This window comes from Niabella yanshanensis, assembly GCF_034424215.1.
Classification (GTDB): Bacteria; Bacteroidota; Bacteroidia; order Chitinophagales; family Chitinophagaceae; genus Niabella; species Niabella yanshanensis.
In genome coordinates, this window is record NZ_CP139960.1 from 1,930,257 (window position 1) to 1,951,462 (window position 21,206).

The 21,206-nt window shown below is 42.5% G+C and carries 18 protein-coding genes; 5 read left to right on the forward strand and 13 right to left on the reverse strand.

The window, feature by feature from the left end:
* Positions 1–181: 181 nt before the first annotated feature.
* Positions 182–751, forward strand: coding sequence for a Crp/Fnr family transcriptional regulator (locus U0035_RS07665; RefSeq protein WP_114789410.1), 570 nt, complete (start codon positions 182–184; stop codon positions 749–751).
* A gap of 48 nt (positions 752–799) precedes the next feature.
* Here U0035_RS07665 and U0035_RS07670 read toward each other — a convergent pair whose 3' ends face one another.
* From U0035_RS07670 to U0035_RS07680, 3 genes are all read right to left on the reverse strand, one after another.
* Positions 800–2,920, reverse strand: a complete 2,121-nt coding sequence (locus U0035_RS07670; protein WP_114789411.1) for a S9 family peptidase — start codon at positions 2,918–2,920, stop codon at positions 800–802.
* 215 nt (positions 2,921–3,135) lie between these two features.
* Positions 3,136–3,891: an XRE family transcriptional regulator gene (locus tag U0035_RS07675; protein ID WP_114789412.1), complete on the reverse strand. Its 756-nt coding sequence runs from the start codon at positions 3,889–3,891 to the stop codon at positions 3,136–3,138.
* A 131-nt stretch (positions 3,892–4,022) separates the two neighbouring features.
* On the reverse strand, positions 4,023–5,333 hold the full coding sequence (locus tag U0035_RS07680) for a nicotinamide mononucleotide adenylyltransferase (RefSeq protein WP_114789413.1): 1,311 nt from the start codon (positions 5,331–5,333) through the stop codon (positions 4,023–4,025).
* Between the two features lie 519 nt (positions 5,334–5,852).
* Here U0035_RS07680 and U0035_RS07685 point away from each other — a divergent pair.
* A complete protein-coding gene (locus U0035_RS07685) occupies positions 5,853–6,794 on the forward strand; it encodes a hydrogen peroxide-inducible genes activator (RefSeq protein ID WP_114789414.1) in 942 nt (313 codons plus the stop codon).
* 151 nt (positions 6,795–6,945) lie between these two features.
* On the opposite strand, the gene U0035_RS07690 is transcribed toward U0035_RS07685, so the two are convergent.
* Genes U0035_RS07690 through U0035_RS07735 form a run of 10 tightly spaced genes read right to left on the reverse strand, consistent with a single transcriptional unit; the run spans position 6,946 to position 17,959 of the window.
* Entirely contained in the window at positions 6,946–8,037 is a 1,092-nt protein-coding gene (locus U0035_RS07690) for a lytic transglycosylase domain-containing protein (protein WP_114789415.1), read from the reverse strand.
* A gap of 24 nt (positions 8,038–8,061) precedes the next feature.
* Positions 8,062–9,702, reverse strand: coding sequence for a hypothetical protein (locus tag U0035_RS07695; RefSeq protein ID WP_114789416.1), 1,641 nt, complete (start codon positions 9,700–9,702; stop codon positions 8,062–8,064).
* Positions 9,703–9,726: 24 nt separating this feature from the next.
* Positions 9,727–11,076, reverse strand: coding sequence for a type VI secretion system contractile sheath protein TssC (locus tag U0035_RS07700; protein ID WP_114789417.1), 1,350 nt, complete (start codon positions 11,074–11,076; stop codon positions 9,727–9,729).
* A 14-nt stretch (positions 11,077–11,090) separates the two neighbouring features.
* Positions 11,091–11,591 (reverse strand): type VI secretion system tube protein TssD, encoded by a 501-nt coding sequence (gene tssD, locus U0035_RS07705; RefSeq protein WP_114789418.1) that lies wholly within the window; start codon positions 11,589–11,591, stop codon positions 11,091–11,093.
* A 12-nt stretch (positions 11,592–11,603) separates the two neighbouring features.
* Positions 11,604–12,023 (reverse strand): type VI secretion system contractile sheath small subunit, encoded by a 420-nt coding sequence (locus U0035_RS07710; RefSeq protein ID WP_114789419.1) that lies wholly within the window; start codon positions 12,021–12,023, stop codon positions 11,604–11,606.
* 42 nt (positions 12,024–12,065) lie between these two features.
* Positions 12,066–12,725: a hypothetical protein gene (locus U0035_RS07715; protein ID WP_114789420.1), complete on the reverse strand. Its 660-nt coding sequence runs from the start codon at positions 12,723–12,725 to the stop codon at positions 12,066–12,068.
* 25 nt (positions 12,726–12,750) lie between these two features.
* Positions 12,751–14,766: a hypothetical protein gene (locus U0035_RS07720; RefSeq protein ID WP_114789421.1), complete on the reverse strand. Its 2,016-nt coding sequence runs from the start codon at positions 14,764–14,766 to the stop codon at positions 12,751–12,753.
* Positions 14,767–14,777: 11 nt separating this feature from the next.
* Positions 14,778–15,404, reverse strand: a complete 627-nt coding sequence (locus U0035_RS07725; protein WP_114789422.1) for a PAAR domain-containing protein — start codon at positions 15,402–15,404, stop codon at positions 14,778–14,780.
* Positions 15,405–15,413: 9 nt separating this feature from the next.
* Positions 15,414–16,037, reverse strand: a complete 624-nt coding sequence (locus U0035_RS07730; RefSeq protein ID WP_114789423.1) for a DUF4123 domain-containing protein — start codon at positions 16,035–16,037, stop codon at positions 15,414–15,416.
* On the reverse strand, positions 16,037–17,959 hold the full coding sequence (locus tag U0035_RS07735; RefSeq protein WP_114789424.1) for a phage baseplate assembly protein V: 1,923 nt from the start codon (positions 17,957–17,959) through the stop codon (positions 16,037–16,039). The genes U0035_RS07730 and U0035_RS07735 overlap by 1 nt, the downstream gene beginning before the upstream one ends.
* A 231-nt stretch (positions 17,960–18,190) precedes the next feature.
* Between U0035_RS07735 and U0035_RS07740 the strand changes: the two genes are divergently transcribed.
* The 3 genes from U0035_RS07740 to tssK are packed head-to-tail and all read left to right on the forward strand — an operon-like array spanning position 18,191 to position 21,147.
* Positions 18,191–19,090, forward strand: coding sequence for a hypothetical protein (locus U0035_RS07740; protein WP_114789425.1), 900 nt, complete (start codon positions 18,191–18,193; stop codon positions 19,088–19,090).
* Between the two features lie 24 nt (positions 19,091–19,114).
* Entirely contained in the window at positions 19,115–19,969 is an 855-nt protein-coding gene (locus tag U0035_RS07745; protein ID WP_114789426.1) for a TssN family type VI secretion system protein, read from the forward strand.
* A gap of 23 nt (positions 19,970–19,992) precedes the next feature.
* Positions 19,993–21,147 carry a type VI secretion system baseplate subunit TssK gene (tssK, locus tag U0035_RS07750; RefSeq protein ID WP_114789427.1) on the forward strand — a complete coding sequence of 385 codons (1,155 nt, stop codon included), beginning with the start codon at positions 19,993–19,995 and terminating at the stop codon, positions 21,145–21,147.
* The last annotated feature ends 59 nt before the right edge of the window (positions 21,148–21,206 follow it).

The window sequence follows — 21,206 nt, forward strand, 5'->3', positions numbered from 1 at the left end:
ATTAATTTCACCACATAGAGACAGTTACTGCGAAAAAGATACATAAGCTCCACCGATGCCGAAAGATAGCTTTAATAAAGCACAACGTACATAACAGACTGTTCAGATTGGTTTGGTTTTAATGGTCTAAGCAGGTGCAATAATATAATGAGCAGTATACGCCGTTTCGTATTTTTACAAAATGGAGTATGCTGCTTTTTTGCGTAAACATATAGAGGAGATCATTCCTTTTTCGGATGAAGAGCTCGAAATTATTCTACCTTTTTTTAAGCCGCTGGAGATCCGGAGGAAAGACTACCTGATCAAAAGCGGCAAAAGGGTTACGGCCGAATATCTTGTAATAAAAGGTTTATTAAAAGCTTTTATGCATGACGATATGGAGCGGGAACATATTATGCAGTTTGCAATGGAAAACTGGTGGATATCTGACTACCCCGCTTACAGGCTTCAATCAAAAGGCGAGCTTTGCGTGCAGGCATTGGAGCCTTGCCTGGTTTTGGAACTTAGCCAGGAAAGTAAACAGAGAATGTGCGAAGCGGTGCCGGCCATGTATCGCTTTCATGGAGTTAAAGCCTTTGGAGGATTTGTTGCGCTACAGAAAAGAGTATTGTCTTTAATGAAAAACTCGGCAAAAGAAAAATATGAATTATTGCTGGAACAATACCCTGAGCTTTTTCAACGGGTTTCCAAAACCATGATTGCGCATTACCTCGGTGTTTCAAGAGAAACACTCAGCCGGCTGCAAAAATAAAAGTTCGTGGGTTGGCACCAACGGACTCTAGAGGTGGCTTACGAATGTTTATTTCACCCCCATTAAATATTCTTTGGGTGGCTCGGCACCTAATAAGTGCTTTACAAAATAATCCCAGCGCCGGCGCATCATGTAGCTGGAATATTCACCAAACCCGTGTCGTGCATTGGGGAAGACTACCAGATCAAAATCTTTATTAGCCTTCTGCAAAGCTTCTACAACTAATAAGGTATTATAAGGCGGTACATTATCATCCATCATACCATGTACCAGCATCAGCTTGCCTTTCAGATTTTTTGCATAAGCCTGGTTGGCCTGTGCTGCATAATCACTATTTTCAACCAACCCGTTATAACGCTCACCCCAATCATCTTCATAATTACGGTTGTCATGATTACCTGATTCCGCGATCCCCACTTTAAAGAAATCGGGGTAGCGTAATAACGCCGCTGCTGTGGCAAAGCCGCCGCCACTATGTCCCCATATACCCACTTTGGTGGTATCGATCGGGTAGATTTTTGATAACTGCCTGATAGCAGCTATCTGGTCGGGCAAAGTGTTTTCAGCCATATTGCCGTAGCTCATATCATGGAAGCTTTTAGAACGGTAAGGATTGCTGGTACCTTCTATTACAACAACGATGAACCCCAGCTCAGCCAGGGCCTGGTTATCACCCCGCGATGGTGAAAAGCTCCAGCTACCCACACTTCCACCCTGTGGTCCCGGATATATATAATCAATAACCGGATATTTCTTCGACGGATCCATTTTAGTGGGCGTGAACACCAATCCATAAATATCGGTTTCCCCATCCGCAGCTTTTACCGATACGGGTGTTGGCGCCTTCCATCCTTTTGCCTGCAAACGGGATACGTCAGCCTTCTCTAAACCTGTAATCAACGCACCCTTTGTATTCCTGAAATTAGCAACAGGCGGCACATCAGGCTGGGAATACACATCTACAAAATGATTACCGGATGGCGACAAATAAATGTTATGATTCCCCGTTTCGGGCGTTAATAAGGTTAACCCTTTCCCATCAAATCCTATTTTATAGAAATAAGCAAAATAGGGATTTCCTTTTTCCCGCCCATAGCCGGTAAAGTAAATCGTACGCTCTTTTTCATCTATTTTCAGCACTTTCCCCACCAGCCAATTGCCTTTGGTGATCTGGTGTTTTAAATTCCCCGTCTTACTGTCGTACAAATACAAGTGTCCCCAGTTATCCCGCTCAGAGTACCAAATTATTTCGTTGGTTTTAGCCAGGTATCGCCAGTTGATGGCCCCCCTACCCGATTCAAACTGCGTTTTTACAGTCTCTTCAAATATTTCCCGTACTTCTCCGGTTGCTGTATTAGCAATGCGTACTTTGGCATTTTTATGATCTCTTGATGAAGAAACAAAAGCAACTTCTTTAGCATCCGGTGACCAGTCTATATCATCAAAGCTTCCGCTACTGGAAATATCATCACTCATTGTAGCGCGATGTGGGTCAGGAGGAATGTTCAGCGATATCACTTTTGGTGTTTCTACATCAATAACAACCCTTCTTATGGTAGGAATATATGGATCACCCGGTAATGGATATTTCCATTGCTCCAGTTTAGGAGCGCCCACATTAGTAGTCACCAGGTACATATCATTCACCTTCCGCTGGTCCTGCTGAAAAGTGGCTATCTTTTTAGAGTCAGGAGACCAGCTTACAATAGCGGCATCGCTATGCTTCCACCCTGCATTATCAGTTGCATATCCGTAATCTTTTGTACCATCGGTAGTCAGCTGCGTTTCCCTTTTGGTATCCAGATCCTTTACCCAAAGATTCCAGTCTTTAATAAATACTGCTCTTTTGCCATCAGGCGAAATCACTTCGTTGGCAGCACGTCTTCTACCCTGAGACACTCCTGCCCCGGGCATACTTCCATAAATGGCAGTTTCTGTTTTAGATTTTGTTTTAGGATCTGCTAATAACACTTTATTCCCGCTCCTGTACCAGAACTTGTCGCCCTCTACCCAGTTAGGATAGGGGTTTACCCAATCTACCAATGTTGTAGTATTATATCCCATGAACTGTTCAGCCCTCCTGTAATCATTTGCTGTAAGCTGTACAGTTTGGGCATGAGCCGCTCCTGCTACAACAGCCGTAGCCAGTAAACCAAAATATTTATTCATTTACGACTTATTTTAAAATGACCGTTCTATGGTCGGTTACAACTTTCTCATGCGACAAACGCAAACGCAATAAGGCTAAATTATTAGTTTTTGTATAAACAACCGTTTATAATTACAAAAACAAGCGCATTAATGGCATAAACGGTAATCGCAAAAAGTACAGACAAAAAAAAGGGACCTTCCGGTCCCTGATACCCATTTATTCAACTGTTGTTTTAATTAATCTTCTTTTTCATCCCATCCACCTGTTGTTGCAGGTTGGCTACAATATTTACCAACTGCCCCACATCCCAATTCTGAGCTACATTGGTTTTAGAAATCACGTATTGCGCCTGCCACATTTCCAGCACCTCATCAGAATTGATAGTGTAAGGCTGGAACGTTGGATTGTCACTCACCAATGTGATCTTATTCTTGGCTTTTGTATTTTTCTGTACCCGCTTGTAAACAATACCATCATTGCGTGACACTAATATACATGCTGTATTATTTTTCAGGGATTCGAGTTCATCTACCTTTTCTCCCACAATAACAGAACCGCTGGGAGTTGGCAACATCGAGTCTCCCAAAATCTCAAAAGCCCGGTAATTGCCACCACTAACCATCGGGAGTGTAAATGTGTTCAGTTCATCAACAAATTCGTGATCAGCGTAACCGGCCAGGTAACCCGCTGCGGCTTTAACAGGCACAAAAGGTATATGTGTAATTACAGGAGCCAGTTTAAGAGCACGTCTCTTCGCAAGATAATTGTCAGAGTTGGATTCCACACTGAGGTCTTTCCTTAACAGTTCATCCAGTGTTAATTTAAACATATCGCAGATCACTTCCAATACATCAATACGCGGCTCTGCACGTTCTTCTTCGTAAGCGCCCAGCAATGACCGTTTGATATTTAATTTAGTCGCAAATTCATCCTGCGTCCATCCCCGAAGCTTTCTTAAATACTTCAAATTCTTGTTGGCTACTGACATGACTAATTATTTTAGTGCAAAATACTAATTTTTTTATCATTTTCAAAAAAAGTATTTTTTTGCCCATTTTTTTGCCTTGAGGTATCTATTACAGAAGAGCTAAAAAAAGAAAAAATGCCGGAACAAAGTATTTAAACAGCCTTTACATCTTTCACATCGTAGCCTTCAATATCTTTTATGTAATGGTTCACTACCAGAAAATCAAATAAAGGCTTAGCTTCAACCGACACCGGCATATTTTTTAACGTTACCACCTCGTTGGTTTTCTTATTGAGATAAGGATACGCATACAGTTTTACATTGCGGCTAAAGAGATCGCTGACATAAGTCAACAACTCCTGTGTGTAAGAATCACTATAATTTTTTGCGTTGAAAATAGTACGCAGGTTAGATATATTGGTGGAAATGCCCACATTACGTGGCTTACAAAGGGCCAGGTATTGAGCCAGTTTATTATTACGCTTAAAGTTAGAAACAATTACATTATTGCCGGTAGTACAAAGCTCCTCTGCCCGTTTTGCAAAAATTTCTACATCGTTGTCATTATGCGGATCGTCGTCTTCGAGCAGGTTACTCATCAACACTTCGATGAGCACCACCAGGTTATCATCCTGTACATTCTGAGAACGTTTGAACTGCTCAATGGCCTTATTAAAAAGATCGAAATTGGGTTTAGACTTTTGCAGGAATTTGGTACGAAGGATCATGATATCCTTCTTATACAACAAATCTTTTGCCTGCGTTACATTACCATTGGGATCGAAAACAGCGGCGCCGGAGAATCCTTTGGCAATTAAGTATAAGTTGACCAACCTGTCGTTGGTATTTTTAAATACAGGACCACGCAGGCTGATCATATCTATTTCCACCGAGCCAAATGAAAGATTATCCACCAGCGACTCTACCATCAACTGCACATCATGATTATAGTAAAAGGCCCCGTACACCAGGTTTACTCCCAGTATACCCAATACATTCTGTTGCAAACTGGTATCGTTATCCAATAATCTAACGTGGAAAATAATGTCATTGTGTTCTCCACCGGGTGTAACCTGGAAGCGAAGGCCCAGCCAGCCATGCGGTTCGTTATTACGGGCGAAATTGAGCGTGGTTACGGTGTCAGCGAAAGCAAAAAATGTTTTATCATCATATTTTTCTCCGTGCAGGCGCTCGGTTAGCAGGTCATATTCATGAGACAACATTTGCTTCACGCGCGAACGGCTTACATAGCGGCCCTTTTCTTCGACACCATAAATAGCATTACTGAATGCCATATCGTAGGCGGACATGGTTTTAGCAACCGTACCGGAAGCGGCACCTGCAGTGAAAAAGTTCCTGGCAACTTCCTGACCTGCTCCGATTTCGGCGAAAGTGCCATATACCGGACCATCTAAATTAATTTTTAAAGCTTTTCTTTTAGTTTCGAGTATTTCCCTGCCCATATATTAACAAAGCTACATTTTTTAAATCCCCAGAGAAGGGTTAGTACATTAAATTATAATTAGAAATATGTACTTTGATACAATGATAGTGGATTTCAGGATAAATGGTTACCACTAATACATAAATCCCTTTATTTAAGGACGAAAGGCTAATAATCTATATAACATCGGAAACACCCAAAAGTTAATGGTCAATTCAATTCACAACGCCGAACGGCTTTCAGGTATTCATATCCTCACGGAATGCTTTCGGGTACCTAACTTTTTTTAAACCACATAGCCCCATGCATTATATAGCGTTTTAGAATACATAGAACTCCGCCTTTGGCAGCGCATAGATCTGTGTGGTTCTAATGTTTTTCTGCTTTGCGATCCCATTCTATGTGCTTATGTCCGAAGGACTCCTTTGGAGTAGTAAAAAATAAACGTTCCATAAAAATATTAAGCATCCATGCTTTATGTTAATTATAACAAAAATTGATATTTTTGTAAACTTAATAGATAATAATTATTTCAACAATGACCCTTCAACAGCTCGAATATTTACTGGCGGTGCACCAGCACCAGAACTTTTTAAAGGCCGCAGATGCCTGCTTTGTGACACAGCCTACATTAAGCATGCAAATTCAAAAACTTGAGGAAGAATTTGAAATTAAAATTTTTGATCGGCGTAAACAGCCTATTGTCGCAACCCCTGCAGGTCTTGAAATTATCGGACACGCCCGCAATGTTATTAACGCAGCGCATGAGTTATCTTCGCTGGTAGAATCACAAAAAGGCAAAATGAAGGGGCAACTGCGCATCGGCATTATCCCTACACTGGCTCCTTACCTGCTTCCTTTATTTGTGCCGTCTTTTACTAAAAACTATCCCGGGGTAAAACTACTGGTACAGGAGCAAACAACAGACGTTCTTATCAGCATGCTAAAACAAGGCAGCATAGACGTAGGTATATTGGTTACACCAATTAAAGAAAACGGTATATCAGAAGAAGTGCTGTTTTACGAAGAGCTCATGGTATATGCCTCTAAAAATAACCGGTTATACCAAAAACAATATCTGTTACAAAAAGATATAGATGTAAGCAAACTATGGTTACTGGAAGAAAGCCATTGCTTTCGTTCGCAGATACTTTCTTTATGCGAGTTAAAAAAACAAAGCAGCGAGTTCTTCAACTTTGAATACGAAGCAGGCAGTATTGAAACGCTCAAGCGTATGGTGGATGTAAATGACGGGATCACCATCATTCCTGAGCTGGTGACTTTCCAAATGCCAAAAAATGAATTGAGAGCGGTAAGAAATTTTAAAAGTCCGGCACCGGTACGCGAGGTAAGCCTGGTGGTGCATGGCAATTTTGTAAAAAAGCGGCTGATCGATTCTTTAAAAAGATCGATATTGGATACGATTCCCGAAAAGCTAAGATTGAATAAAAAGAAGAATGTAATACCGATACAGTTGTAGTGAACCGTGAGGACACGGTTCACTACAACTGAGAGAACACGGTTCATGGTATCTAGAAAGCGATTATTGGATTCAGGAGCTTTCATTAAAATTCTACCGTTATCGCCGGAGGGGAATGTAAGAGTTTAAGGCCGGGATGTCCAAACAGGTTTCACTTCTTATAAACCACATTTTTCAACAATACATCTATCCTTTTTTTTGCCAGCAGATCGGTTAGTAAAACGCCCTTCTGCTTATCCAGGTCGAGCAGGGTTACATCATGGTCATATCCCAGCTTAAAGAACACCCGGTCATCGATGATCCAGCCCTGCACACCAAAAGAATAGCCTTTAAAAGACAAGCCGTAGTTGGAGGTTTGCAGATCTTCGTCCAATACGATGGTTATCATATCACCATCCTGGAAATTCTTAATCTTCCCATTGACGTGTGCCAACACATATTGCTCCTCTTTGATTTCCGGCGCCTTTTTATCTTTATTTTTTTCCAGTTCCTTTTCAATTGCACTCAGGATATTCGGATCATTGACAACATCCAAATCTGTTTGTTGAGGTTGGGTACGCGGTCCCATTTTAGCGCTAAAGACATTATACCCGAATTTAGAATTGTACAGCTCGGGATATTCAAATAACTCTTTTACTGCGATGATCTTATAAACATATAAACCGGTTTCGGAATTTAACTTCATCGTAAAGTAATTATTACCCTGCGCTTTCATGGCATTAAGGATATTGCCTATTCCAAAATTGTAAGCTGCTATGGCAAGCGGCCAGTTAACGGAACCCGCCAGCTTACGAAGCCCGGTGTAGTTATCCCTGATCAGCTGACAAGCTACTCTTGTGGCCTTATCAAAATTCTCTCTTTCATCTATATTATCTCCCACCTGCATACCGTAGCCCCTTGCAGTAGCAGGCATAATCTGCCATATTCCCCTGGCCCCCACCCCTGATTCCGCTTTGGTCAAAAAACCACTTTCCACTATGGGGAGGTACTTCAGGTCGGGATGGAGACCGTAGGCTTTAAGATATTTTTCTACCAGCGGAAAATAACTATTGGCCCGTTGCCTCAGCGAGGGCAGGTTTACCACGTTCACCTGTTTTTTTATTACATTGATCAACTTATCCTGGATGAATTGCTGATTCATAGGCACAGCTTCCCCACAAAACGTAATAATGTGCTGGGCCTGCGCATTAATAATCGGCAGCAGGGAAAATAAAAAACAGTATACGATGATCTTTTTCTTCATTGGGTTAAACAGATTTCACAGTCATCATTTTTTCCTGCGATTTCTTTTAGAGGATTTGGTATCCGGCTCCTCCGCTTTAAACTCAGCCTGTCGTTTATTCCCTGAGGTCTTAACAGTACTTTGAACTTTTGCCAGTTCACTTACATAATACTTGCCAGGCACCACAATACTTGCGCTTCCCTTTTCCTTACGGCGATCATCAATAAATAACACCAGGCTTTCATCCTCCACTACATTAGGTGAACGGGTGGCGAACACAATATACTGGCTGGTATGAGGCCGTATAATAGGGTAAAAACTAATATAGGTCAGATAACTTCCTTTGATGATCATTTTTGCTTTTTCATTTTTATCGTACCAATACATATAAGTCCGGCCCAGTAAAAAATCTTCATTAGTCTCGTTCTCAATTTTAATCTTATAATATGTATGCACATCTTTAAACGCAATATTTTCAAGGGTCATTTTCACACCGCCGCTTAATACTTTATCTGCCGCAATATTGATCTTACCGGATGCGTCATTCCTGATCAGTGAGTCGGCAATTCTGTAGTTGCGAAGCGTATCTGCCACAATAAAAAAATCTGCGTTTACCATGGCCATCTGGCCCGCTGGTATATTATACACATCGATACCCTTTTTTCCGTATCGTTGCCAAAGCCCCATTTCAGAATAGGCTCTTTCTGCCTCTCGTTTTTTCCGGTCTGCTTCCAATTGTGCGAGTTTTTCCTGCGCCACCTTTTTCTCTGCCTCTTTTCGTTCGAATTCTTCGGTCGCTTTCTTTTGCTTCTCCTCTTCCGCTGCCTGCTTTTTTGCCAGCTCCTGTTCGCGCAATAGTTTTTGCTCTTCGGCAGCTTTTTCTGCTTTTGCTAAAGCCTCCGCATCATTTTTTGCCTTTAGTTCCTTTATCCGCTGTTCTTCAGCCGCTTGCTTTTTTGCTAAGGCGTCCGCGTCTTTTTTCTCCTTCAGCGCTCTTGCTTTTTTTTCCATTTCCTCTTTTTGCAAGGCCAGTTCCAACTGTTTCTCTTTATCTTCGGCTTCCTTTTTTGTTTTAGCGATCAGGGCGGCTTCTTCCTTTTCTTTTATTTCTTCATTTCTCCTGAGTTTTTCAGCTTCCTTTGCTTTCTCAGCAGCTTCTTCACCTGATTTTTTCTGGGCCAATGCAGCTTCCGTCTTCCTGGCTTCTATCTGTTTTTTGCGCTCCGCCTCCTGCTCTTTGTCCTGCTTCGCTATGGCGGCTTCATCATTACCTGCAGACTGGTTCTCTTTTTGTTTCTGTATAAAAGCTTTTAGCTCTTTGAGGTTAGAATGATCGTACCACAAAGGCGGTCGACTGTCGTCATTAATATTATAGGTTGAGTCGTACACAATACGGAACATATGACTTCTTCCTCCTTCGTTCACCAGTAAACCGGTGTTAGGCCCTGCTGTCTGCTCTTTATTAAACTGTAAAGAGATCGACTTTTCTTCCCTCCTCTTGGGTATATAATAATCATAAGCCCCATCGTCAGAAAAATTAATATTCAATACCTTATCCGGAAAATTGATAACGGTAATGCTTTCGCGTCCTACCAGGATACGTTCGCCATTGATATTCTGGGCATTGGTTCTCCACCCTGTTGAGCTAAAAAGAAGTATCAAAAAGATCCTTTGTATTGGCTTCATGTTTGTTTTGTTTTGAATTGAATATTACTGCTGGTCGTAGGTGGTATCCCAACTGTGCCCATCATCTCCTTTCTTACCCTCCATTTTGATCATAAAGTTTTTGGCCGGGAAATAAGGCTTCAAATGAATATCAAGGTGTATCTTATCTTTCTGCTCTGCATCCTGCTCAAAACGCCTGATGCTAAAGTCTTCTATCAGCTTGCCATTGCCCGAAACACCATCCAGGAACTTCACCACCTGCCCCATCAGCTCCTTACGAATATTTGCGTTGAAATTTTCAAAAGCCCTCCTGTTCAAAAAATCCATCAATACTTTGGCAACATGATCAAAGACCCGCACAACAGAATATATCTGCAAGCCGAGATTAGCTCCGTTGAAAAGTGTTTTGGCAGAAAAAGCCATTACCTTTCCGTATTCATTAAACATGGGAACCAGGTTCATCTTCTCCAATACCGAAACCTCACTTTTTTTTAAGGGAAATTTCACGCCATCCACGCCATTGATCACTCCAAACTTTTTCCCTGCAGCCACCTGGCTTAACAAGCTCTTATAGATCTTTCCACCCAAAGCCAAAGAGGGAGGAATGAACAAATCGTCTTCTTCATGAATCGCATCATGTTTACCGCGCCCCACCAACCAGTTACAACAAACCAAAACGCTGGCTTTATATAGATCACCTCCCGCCAGTCCGCTTGCATCAAAAACTTCCATCACGTCATCAGCTTCATCCAGATTTTCAAAATCAGTGATGATCATCACTTTGTTATCACAGGCAAGCTTGGCCCATTTTTCTACAACGGCATTGCCTCCTAGATAGCCCGGCAACAGCAGAAGGCTGTAGTTATTGCGTAAATCAATCCGGTCAAAATTCATCTTCAGCTCTTCACCGATATGATCAAAAAAACGGGGTACAGTAAGATCAGCCAACTGACTGATATCACAGTTGATAAACGATATATTACTTAACTGATCGCTCTCTGCATTTTCAAAGAAAAGCGATACGCCTCTATACGATTCTTCAACTGGTTTTATGGACTGTGTAACGCCCAGTAGATTCTTTTGTACAATAGCTTGCTGCTCCTCCGCCCTGTCAAAACAATAGCCGAGCTTTTCGTCCATTTCTTCGCATGCATCCAGTAACTCCTGCCATATTTCCAGGGAGTTTAAAAGTGCCTGCCGATCGTTTTCGTACTCTTTATCCTGTAAGAAAATATCCCGGCGAGCCTTATTCGATGCAACCAGATTGCTACATCCTTCTAATATATCTTCTAACCAATCGATACCCCCAGCATGAGTTAGCTGCGCCACCAACCCATCATACACCAGGTTACCGTGCTCAGCCATTGAACCATATGCACCGGTTGCTTCCATCATGCCTGCATCAGTTTTTAATCATTGGGGTTAAAAGAGCTGATACCTGAGGATGAGCCCGAAGACGAAGAAGAGGATGATGAAGAACCGGAACTCTCTGAAGCGCCTGTCCAGGTCTTAACCAATGTAGCTTCGGCCCCACCTCCGTCAATCGTAATCTCCCTGCAGGATATCCTGAAATCTATTTTCATAAAGGAGTCATTAAATGCATCGAAGATCTCTTTGAAGTAAATACAGTAAGCACCTTTAAACTCCACAGAGCGCACCTGTCTTCCATGCCTGTCGAAAAAATACGCGCCTCCGTCTGTCATTCTTTCATGGGAAAGCATCCATTGGATTACGGTAACATCTGAAGTAGATGATTCAACAGTCAAGTTAATAAAACCGCCATCAGGTGCGCCATTGGGCTGCCCGAAGCGATCAACAGGCTGGAAAAATTCGTAGGTCATATTAATGATCCGCCAGGTAGGTCCGCCTTCCCCTGCAGCCCCTAATTGTAATGATCCGGATATCGCCATTATACTATATTTTTATTTTTTAAGATCTTCCATCATCGCCTTTAGCATGGTTTCAAAAGCTTTTCGTTTATTCTTGTCAGTCAATACATCCCTGAGAGGTTGATTTGTTTTTAATTGCCGGGCCAACTTCAAATAGATCTTCTTTTTTTCCAGTTGATGGGTTAAGAACCGGCTTTGCCGGGTGATACTGCTGCAACTAAAATCATCAATCGTTTTAAATCTCAGCTCTTCTGAACGGGCAAGGCCTTCGGGATCCTCAAACCTGAAATGGAGCCTGGGCTGGTAGTAATTAAAAACCTGTTCAATCGTTTGTAAACCATGCACTACTTCCGGCTTCATTACTTCTTCTACCGTAAGCTTCTTAGCGATCAGGGTTCTGTTGGCTGATATATGATTTAATGTTTCACCCAAATTTCCATTTGCATCACTCATGATTTGATATGTTTTAATGTCACGATCCTAACGATCCCTTTTTCAATAACTGGAGGGCATTGAAAGAATAGCCGTACCTACCGTTACATAATCGGCTGCACCAGATGCCTTCAATCGCTCCATCGCCTGGTGAATACATTGAGTTGGCCGCACTTCCAATGGATGCCAGGTGTAAGGGTCGCGGATCGTTATCTCCACCTGGATCATACGTATCCGGTCCCGGCCTACTTCCCTTAAGTAGTAGGCCCGGTCGTCTGTTTCCCTGTTGTCATAAGGATTATAATCTCCGATCAATCGCCAATGTACTTCATCTATATTGCCATTTGAATTCACCCAATCATCCGAGTCATAATCCTGTTGCCTTATAGGAGGCGGCTGCCCATCATCCACACCCCTCCCTATAATACTACCAGAGTCCCAGCGATGATTAGCGCGCATCTGTGCATGGATCATGCTGAACACCCTTTCCCTGATACGGGGATTCGCATCAAACAAGCCCCTTACATTCTCAATATAATCAACGCCATTACCGTAACGGTAATGATACAGATGACTTTTTGCATTAGCTTGTGGCGAGACATAGGTCCAGTGAAATATGATATGATCATAAACGATCTGATCCGTTGCCGCAAAACAGATGGCTGCAGCCTGCGTTCTGGCAATCAACCAGGAAGTGTCTAGTATGATATCATCTTCATCCATTGAAAAACTTAATTATTAATAACCTTTAAGCGCCCTGCTCCTCTTCCTCTAATACTTTTGCCGGTTGAACATTTGCACTCGTCGTACCGTTTCCCTGGTATTCATTTTTTTCGAGATTGCAAACATTGGTATAGCCGGCATTTTGCATATAATCCAAATAGCCGGTTTCTTTATCGATCGTATTGAGAATAATGCCATAGGGCTTCTTTAACATCAGGTTATGCGCATTATATATAAAGTAGAGGCTGTTGGCATCCTTGTGTACGGGATAGTCATTCTTATTCAAAAAACCTTTGATTCGGCTAAGCTCCGTATCAAAATTGCGCAATGATTTCTTTAATCCAGGCTCGTCATCCGTGCCCTCGTCAAAATCAAACCCCGCCTTTACATTTCCCAGTAGATCTTTTAAAGGCGCCATGGCTGCGTCGCTTGTCAGCTTTTTTAAAAAACCTGTAATACCATCTAATGGGATATAGTTCAGCAGCGTACCGTAAAATTTCTTTTTCGAAGGCATCATCGGCAAGAGCATGGCTGCAATAGCCGCTCCGATCTTCGCTTTCGCTTCTGCACTAAGCGATTCACTGATCTCCAGATCACCCGATTTTGTCGCTGTCCCGATATTGCTTTTACAGGTACTGATCATGGTGGTAGCCTGGTCATATTGATGAACATCGGAACTTTGTTGTACCACATGTGTCGCTTCGTGTCCGGCCCGATCGCCCTGTGCGGCGCTTTCCGTTGCGGCGCGCTCCTGCTCTTCAGCTTTCTTTGCCATTTCAGCTGCTTTTTCTATATAGGGATCAACAGGAAGTATTTTGGTAGTAAGAACTGCAGGCTGCAATACTTTCTTTACTTCAGCCTTCTCCATTATTTTATCAAAAAGCTGGTTGGTTGTTTCGCTGTCAAAAGCAAATAATCTCAGCATGCCGGTGAGCTGATCCACCAGCGGGCATAAAAAATTGAATAGTTTCCCCAAACCGATGCGGCTGGTATCCAGGCTGGTACCACTATGCACTTTTTTCAATTCATCAATAAATTTCTCCAACCGGTCTACCGATTTGCCCGGCACTGAATCGAAGCCATTTAACATTTGATCGAACTTTGGCAGATCCGGCGGCCTCACTAACCCGGGGAAGGCATCCAGGATACTTTTGACAGCATTAATGCATTCTTCCACCAGTCCCTGCACATCGTCTTTACACTGTGTAAGCTTGTTTATATTGCCCTCATTATCGTGGCTGGTACCAAATCCCTTAATACTTAAAAGCCTCCCCAGCGTAGCTATCAATTGCGCTTTTATTTTCCCTGTAAAAATGGAAAGCAGGTTCGAATTACTTTCGGCGATCATCTTCAGCAACTGATCATTGGGTTCAAAAAAGGCAATGGCCTGCTGTGTTAAATCGTAGGCATTACCGAAGGAGTAGGATTTCCCTTTTCCTTTAAAAGCATCGGCCTCATTGAAACTATGCCTGTTTTTGTACAAAGGTGTTCCCACATATATTACAGACTGTACCCACCATTTTTCCTTAAAATCACTTTCTTTCACCAGTTCCTTAATACATTCATTCGCCACATTGCCCCCCTGCCCTATACCTGCAAAATGAAAGCAGGCTGTATAATTTTTCCAGGCAGCAACTTTGCCCTTAATCTCGTTTAATAATTTTTTGCCCTCCTGCGCTCTGCCTTCAGCGTCATCGGCCTCAAAGTCGAACACCAGCGTTTCATTATCATTATTGAGTTTGTTGACCAGTTCCTCTTTCATCTTTTTCATATACTGGTCCCATCCACTATAATCTTCGAAATAATTATACTCTTTATCGCATTTTTTCTCCGGATCTTTTTCTTCTTTAAAAAATAAATTGAGGCCGGGGATCGAACTGGCGGCATCCTGTACCTTGTCTGCCACACCCTGTACTTTATCAGCGATACCGCCAATCATGCTATCGGCACCCATAGCGCCTGCCGGCTTGTACCTTACCAGTACCAGCATCTGCTTTTTTTCATTGATCTGAAAGTCTCTTTGTGTCTGGCTGCCAGCCATGTCCTGTTATTTTAATTAAGAAAAGTTACCCTGCAATCGGCTTCGGTGTAGCCTGAAAGATTCTGCGTTTCGCCATTACCATTGGTTTTGCCTTCGTGCAACTGATCATCATTGGTTCTGATCTCGTATTTCACATCTTTCATTGGTTTATTGGCTTCATCTACAAGGGTAAATTTTGCCTGGAAATCTTCTTTATCTGTTTTTTCGGCTGTATCCTCTCCCTCTTTGGCCGCTTTTTTTAATGCCTCCTGGTTCGCCACTTTTTTGGCCTGCATAGCGCCTACTCCTTTGGGCACACCCCCTCCGCCTCCTACGCTACCACCACCTCCGCCACCACCACTGCCGGCATCGCCTATCAATACGGTAAAACAGCCTAAAACAATACTGCCTCCATGAGCTGTCATGTCTCCCATGCGCGCAGCAGGCATCCCGCCTATCAATACCGTTCCGCTCCCCATCGTTATGGCATCGGGAGGCCCTGTGCAGGTACACATCGTTCCGGAAGTAGCTGCCGGGGCGCCCTGAATCAACACTGTAGGAACACCCGCAGGTAATACGGGTCCTCCTACGTGAGGTACCAGTCCGTTTACCAAAGGGCAAACATGCATATCGCCTACTCTTGCTGCCGGTTGTCCCATATACTTTTTTTAATCTATAAAGAATCTTCTCCTTTTTGGTGGTTGACTGATTGAATCGGCTGACGGTGCTTCTGCCTCCGGCCCGGGCATCAGCTCCGGATTCTCACCAGCAACTGTAGCGGGTTTTCTATCCGGATCTGTTAAAGATGCCGTGGTTAAAACCTCTGTTTTCAAAACAGGTACAGCTGCCGGTTTATTAAACCTGGCCAGTTGCCATCTATCCAGCCATTCCCCGTTCTCCTGTTCAGTATAAACAGCTTTGAAAAATTCAAAAAAGCTGACCCGTTCTTTCTCGTCCCATACCGGCAAATGCTTTATTAAAACACGCGCATCCCATATCCTTACATAAACCGTTTTATTCCCCGTTTTCTTATACATATAATAGTGCAGGAACCGGCAAACCTCTTCTTTGGTTTCATGGGTTTCAAAAAGAATGCAATGATCTAATTGGATAAACGGATCTTTCCTCAATTGATAGAAATTATCGCTGACCTCAAAAAGATAGGGCGCCGCATCCCAGATATCCTGGTCATCGGTTCCTGTAAATAAAGAAATATAACCAGGATACTTTTGTATCAGTTTAACGAGCGTATACTCTTCGTTCAGGGCCGTATCGTAGCATAGGTATACCATTAATTAATTTTTACCAATCCTCCCTGCAAACTGGCAATGCCACTTCCGTTCAAATCTAGCTTGGCGCCCTTGATTTCTGTCATAGAACCTTCGGCAGCCATCTTTGCCGATGCTTTCATCTTAATGTTTACACCGGCAGTTTCAGCATCTCCCACGGCATCTATCTTAACATTCCCATCTGCCTTGCAATTGATATTTCCATCGGCCTTCAGGTTAATATCCTTTTTGGCTTCTATGCTGATAGAGCCGGAGGACTTGATCGTCATGTCGTCTTCCGAATAGATATACATTTGCTTTTTTGCTGCATCGAACGTAATATTTAATATCGCCTTTCCTCCTTCCTGACAATAGAAGCTGGCATTCTTTTCTTTATAATCCAGGATCATGGCATAGTGATTTTCCCCATCCTCCCCAGATACGATCTTAATTGATCTTCCTTCTTTACTCTCGGTCAATCGTATGAGATTTTTACCCCTGCTTTTCGAATTACCGCCATCGCTTATGGAAAGCGTTCCTTCTTCATCATCTATTAAAAGGCTTCTGCCTGTTCTGGAGCCGATCATTTTGATATGATTGCCTCCCTCAGCAATACCTGACTGGTTTTTATCCGTATAAACCGAACCATTCACAAAAGGCGTCTCCACATTACCGTCCCAAAAATCTACCATCACCTCATCATCTTTTTCGGGTATAAAACGGAAACCTTTACCATTGCCTGCATGAGGCGCTAAAACGCTGATCCAGGGCGATTTTTCGTCGTCTGCCATCCAGGGAAATTTCACTTTTACCCGGGCCAGGCCGGCATCGTCTTCGTTATCCGTAACAATGGCGGCCTGGGCAGTAGCTTTAGGCACGAGCAACGGATTGGTATAAGGGGGCACCGGTACTTCCAGGGGCACCGCGGTAAAACGATTTACATAATTGCTGGCATTGGTGGCTGTATGTTGCACCTGGGTAAGCAGGTAACTTTTACCGGCCGTATCCTGCGCATCTTTGATTTTGATAATCTTACCAATACCTAATTTCGTATCGCGGGTATTACCTGTAATATATACCGAGGAGGCCAGGATCGCCTGTTGCTCCAGTTTAAATTTATCATTTACCGCCTCCTGCGAAAAACCCGAGGGAATGAACATATTCCGGGGAGCATCTTCAATGGCCTTGCCACCCGACTCCTCTGCTGCTTTTATGGCAGGGTTATCCGGCGCCTGCTCTTTGGTAGTAGCTTCAATAACCGAGCTCTTAAAAATATCGGTGCTCGCTATACCTTTCGGGCTTTTAACAACCTGGGCTCTTATATTCAGGTTATTGACGTCGGCAGGAACATTTAATTGTATGGCATTCCCTTCCGGCTTTTTCCCAAACTGGAGTTTTTCGCCATCATAAAACATCCATTCGCCAAAACGGGTGGCTAAGGAAGACAGGAAACCAAAAGCTGTTTGATCATACTGTACCGTATAATGCAGCTCTTTTCCATTTTGGGGATTTTTGTTAATACTCTTTTTAAGAGATGAGTTTTGAAATACTGCATCAATAATAGCATCCAGCTTTTTTTTATAAAAAGAGTGATACTGTGTCAATTCATTTACCTTACAAAATAATCCGCAACCATCAATCCTGAATTCATAAAAATGCTCATCTGCGAGGGAAGAATGCACTTCAAGAATAATACCTTTAAATTGATAATTAACCGTATCTCCATCCTTAAAGCTCAACTGCACCTCCTTACCCAGGACTTCTTTCTTAAAATTAATGATGGAATTAAGCGTTCCCTCATCATTAGCAGGCCTGATGGAAAATGAAAAGCTGTTCACATTGATCAGCGACTCGCTTAACATTAAGTTGGAGAAAACAACGGGGTTGTTACTGTTATAATCCTGTATGATGATCTCTGTTTTTGCGAGTATTGAGTTTTCAGGCATCTGGCATCTTTTTAAGCTTCTTTAAACTAGTACAGAGGGGAAACCAATGTAAGTTTTGAATGAAAAGTTGAAACGGGTTAACTGCTTCGCATTGTAAATTTAGAATATTAAAATGCGTTGCTCTATCACTATTTTTAGTGATGCGCCCTTTTAAAGGTTTGACATAATTTTGAATGAAACTAAATCATGGAGCGCTCGTTGAACTAAAAGATCAGCATACCAGGTATCATTATGAATAGCCCCAGCAATAACTCCGAATTTAAATCAGCTTTTCTGGCTGAAGTGATTTTCGCTTCGCTTACGGAAGCGGGGCATGTGACTAACAACATCAAAGTGCTGAACAAAGGTGGATTCAAAAAGGGATTCAGCAATGATGTAGAACAGGTTTTCCTAGAGGAATCGGACAACCAGGTCTTTTTTGAAATGATCCTTAACCGCGATGGCATTTACGACCTGCTACCGGAGGGATTGTTTCATCAATCGAAGGGCAATACGCGGGTCAACTCCGTTCAGGATGCCGTTGAAGAGCATAAACAATTTAAGGAAGAAGAAAAACTGGCAAGAAGATTTTTTACTCCTCTGGAGCAATTGCTTTTTTTATACAGAGCGGGGGCTGAAACAGCAGAACGCGAAGCCTTATACGATATTCAAAACGGACAGTTAAACGACTCTTTCTATCGTTTCTGGAATATCGATATTAACCTGCCGGGAGGGCCAGCCAGCAGGCTGCTACGCCTGATGCCTTACGCAGATACAATTAAATCTGACAGGGATGCCACCGCAGCGGCACTCTCTTACGTGTTGCAAAGCCAGGCGACCTTAAAGGCTTCTTCACTCCCCGATAAGTACTTACTGAAACAACAGAACCTAAATGAGCAATATTTAGGAGTGGATGCCACCATGGGTAATACCATAGGCGAATGGATAACCCAATGGACCTTTACCATATGGGATATACCGGGAAAGGACCTGGTCTTATATGTAGATGGAGGCGCGCACAAAAAAGTAACAGACCGGTTCATAGAGATATTTGTACCTGTAGAAATTGATGTATTATTTGACTTCAGACAGGCACTTGATCCGGAGACAGAGACATATGAAAATATATTAGGAGTTGGTGCTTATTTATAAGCATCGCATTCAAAACTCAACAAAATGGCCTTAAAGTATTTTTTAATTTTTGCGGGGGCTTTCTTTGCTTCGTCTATGATCATAATGGCTTTTATAAAGCCGTTAAGCAGCAGCTTTGGTAATTTTGGTAAAAAGCCCTGGATATTTAATTTTATTTCGTCTGCATTAGTTTCGGGCATAGCTTTCGCTACCACTTATATTACTAAAAATCTTTTTTTCACATTCTGGATCCTTTCGGCTGTGTTCCTGCTATTCGGCATCATAATTGTGTTAATGGTACACAAAAAATATTTCAGGGTAAGACATGATAACTGGGGAAAACAGTTTTTTGCTGAACTCCTGTTTGCCCTATCCATCATACTGCTTTGCGTTGCAATCTTCTCTTCTTTACAATACTTTATAAAAGATAAAGACTTCATGCATTTCCCCACCCTGTTATGCATGCTCTTTCTTTTAATACCTTTTTTACTACTACACAGTTTTGATGCCGCGCTGGCCATTCCTGAACCTGTTTATCACTACTGGCAATATCCTGTCAACAACCCCATTGAGTTACCCGATGAAGATGAAAGGGAGCGGCTTTATGTAATCGGCCTGGAAATTCCTAAAAAGACCACTGACAGGGAACGAACTTATTTTACTGTTAAAGCGCCGGAGCATATGAAACTGGGCGACCTGTTCTACCATTTTATCAACGATTATAATGAGGTACAAAGTGAAACGCCCATACAGTATATAGAGGGAGCAACGGTTCACGACTGGACCTTTCGTACCAAACCCAAATGGTACAGCACCTCCAGGGTATTAGATTCGGCTTTAACAATCAAATACAATAAACTCAAAGAAAATTCGGTAGTCATCTGTGAAAGGGTTGTTTAAGGTTCAAAAACAACAATTAAATTATGGAACAAAATAATACATATCCGCATGTTAACTGGACCGATGGAATGAAGTTAAATAAAGACGCTTTTATTGCCCAGGACCATGCGCATACTTTTGACCTCTACAGCCTCATCTCATCAACGCTTTCACCGATACGATACGGCATATTACCGGCTGAAGGCAGCTTTAATGTCCAGATAAGTACGGATAATCAAAACACACTACGCGTAAGTGTACTATCCTGCAAGGCCATAACCATTGGTGGCGCCTATATTCATATCAATGCTACGGAGCCCAATAGCAACACAGATGCCAACCCATCAATATCGTTACCCCTACCCTCTTCGGTTAGCGAAGTATACTGGGTAGTACTTACATTACATGCTTTTGAACGTATACCTTTTGGCCTTATTAACCCGCAGGAAAACCCACCCCGTTTTCCTTATGTAAAGCCGGGCTATAGTGTACAATTAGTAGCCAATCACCAGCTCAACCAGTTTTCTCAAAACGCTTACTCCTTATTTATCGGCAAACTGGTTCCTGCCGGAGGTTACCTACAGGTAGACGCAGAATATATGCCCCCTTGCCTTTCGATTAATGCATCACAGGACCTGCTAGGGCTCCATTCTGAATTAGACAGCTTCCTGGCGAATCTCGAACAGGCTTGTGCGCAAATCGTGCAGAAAATCTATAAGAAAAGTCAGCAAAATGAACTGGCGGAACTGGCCCAGTTTGTTTGCGACCGGTTAATGCTTTATTTAAGCAAAGCCCTTACTGATTTCAGGTGGTTATATATATATGATTCCCCGGCTAAAATGATCAGCGAGATCGTAGGGTTGGCCAGGGCACTAAAAAACACCATTGATCTCCGTACCGGTTCGGGTAAAGAAGAGCTGATGAATTATTTAAGTGAGTGGAGCGAGCTCAACCAGGGAGAACTGGAAACCTTATTGAATAACATGGCTGTACTACGATATAATCATAATGACATCAACGAAAATGTGAATAGCATCATTCAATTTGCCAAGGTAATCGGCAAGCTTTTCAACACATTGAGCAACCTTGAATTTATCGGTAAGAAAAAAGAATCAGGCATTTTCGTTAAAGAGGGTTATATCAACGACTCGGGAGAGAACAGCAATGCCCCGAAACCGAAGAGAAGATTTTTTGGATAACTGTATTAACAAACGAAGCTATCGCCACTAAAAGACAAAATAGCTATCCACCCTATTAA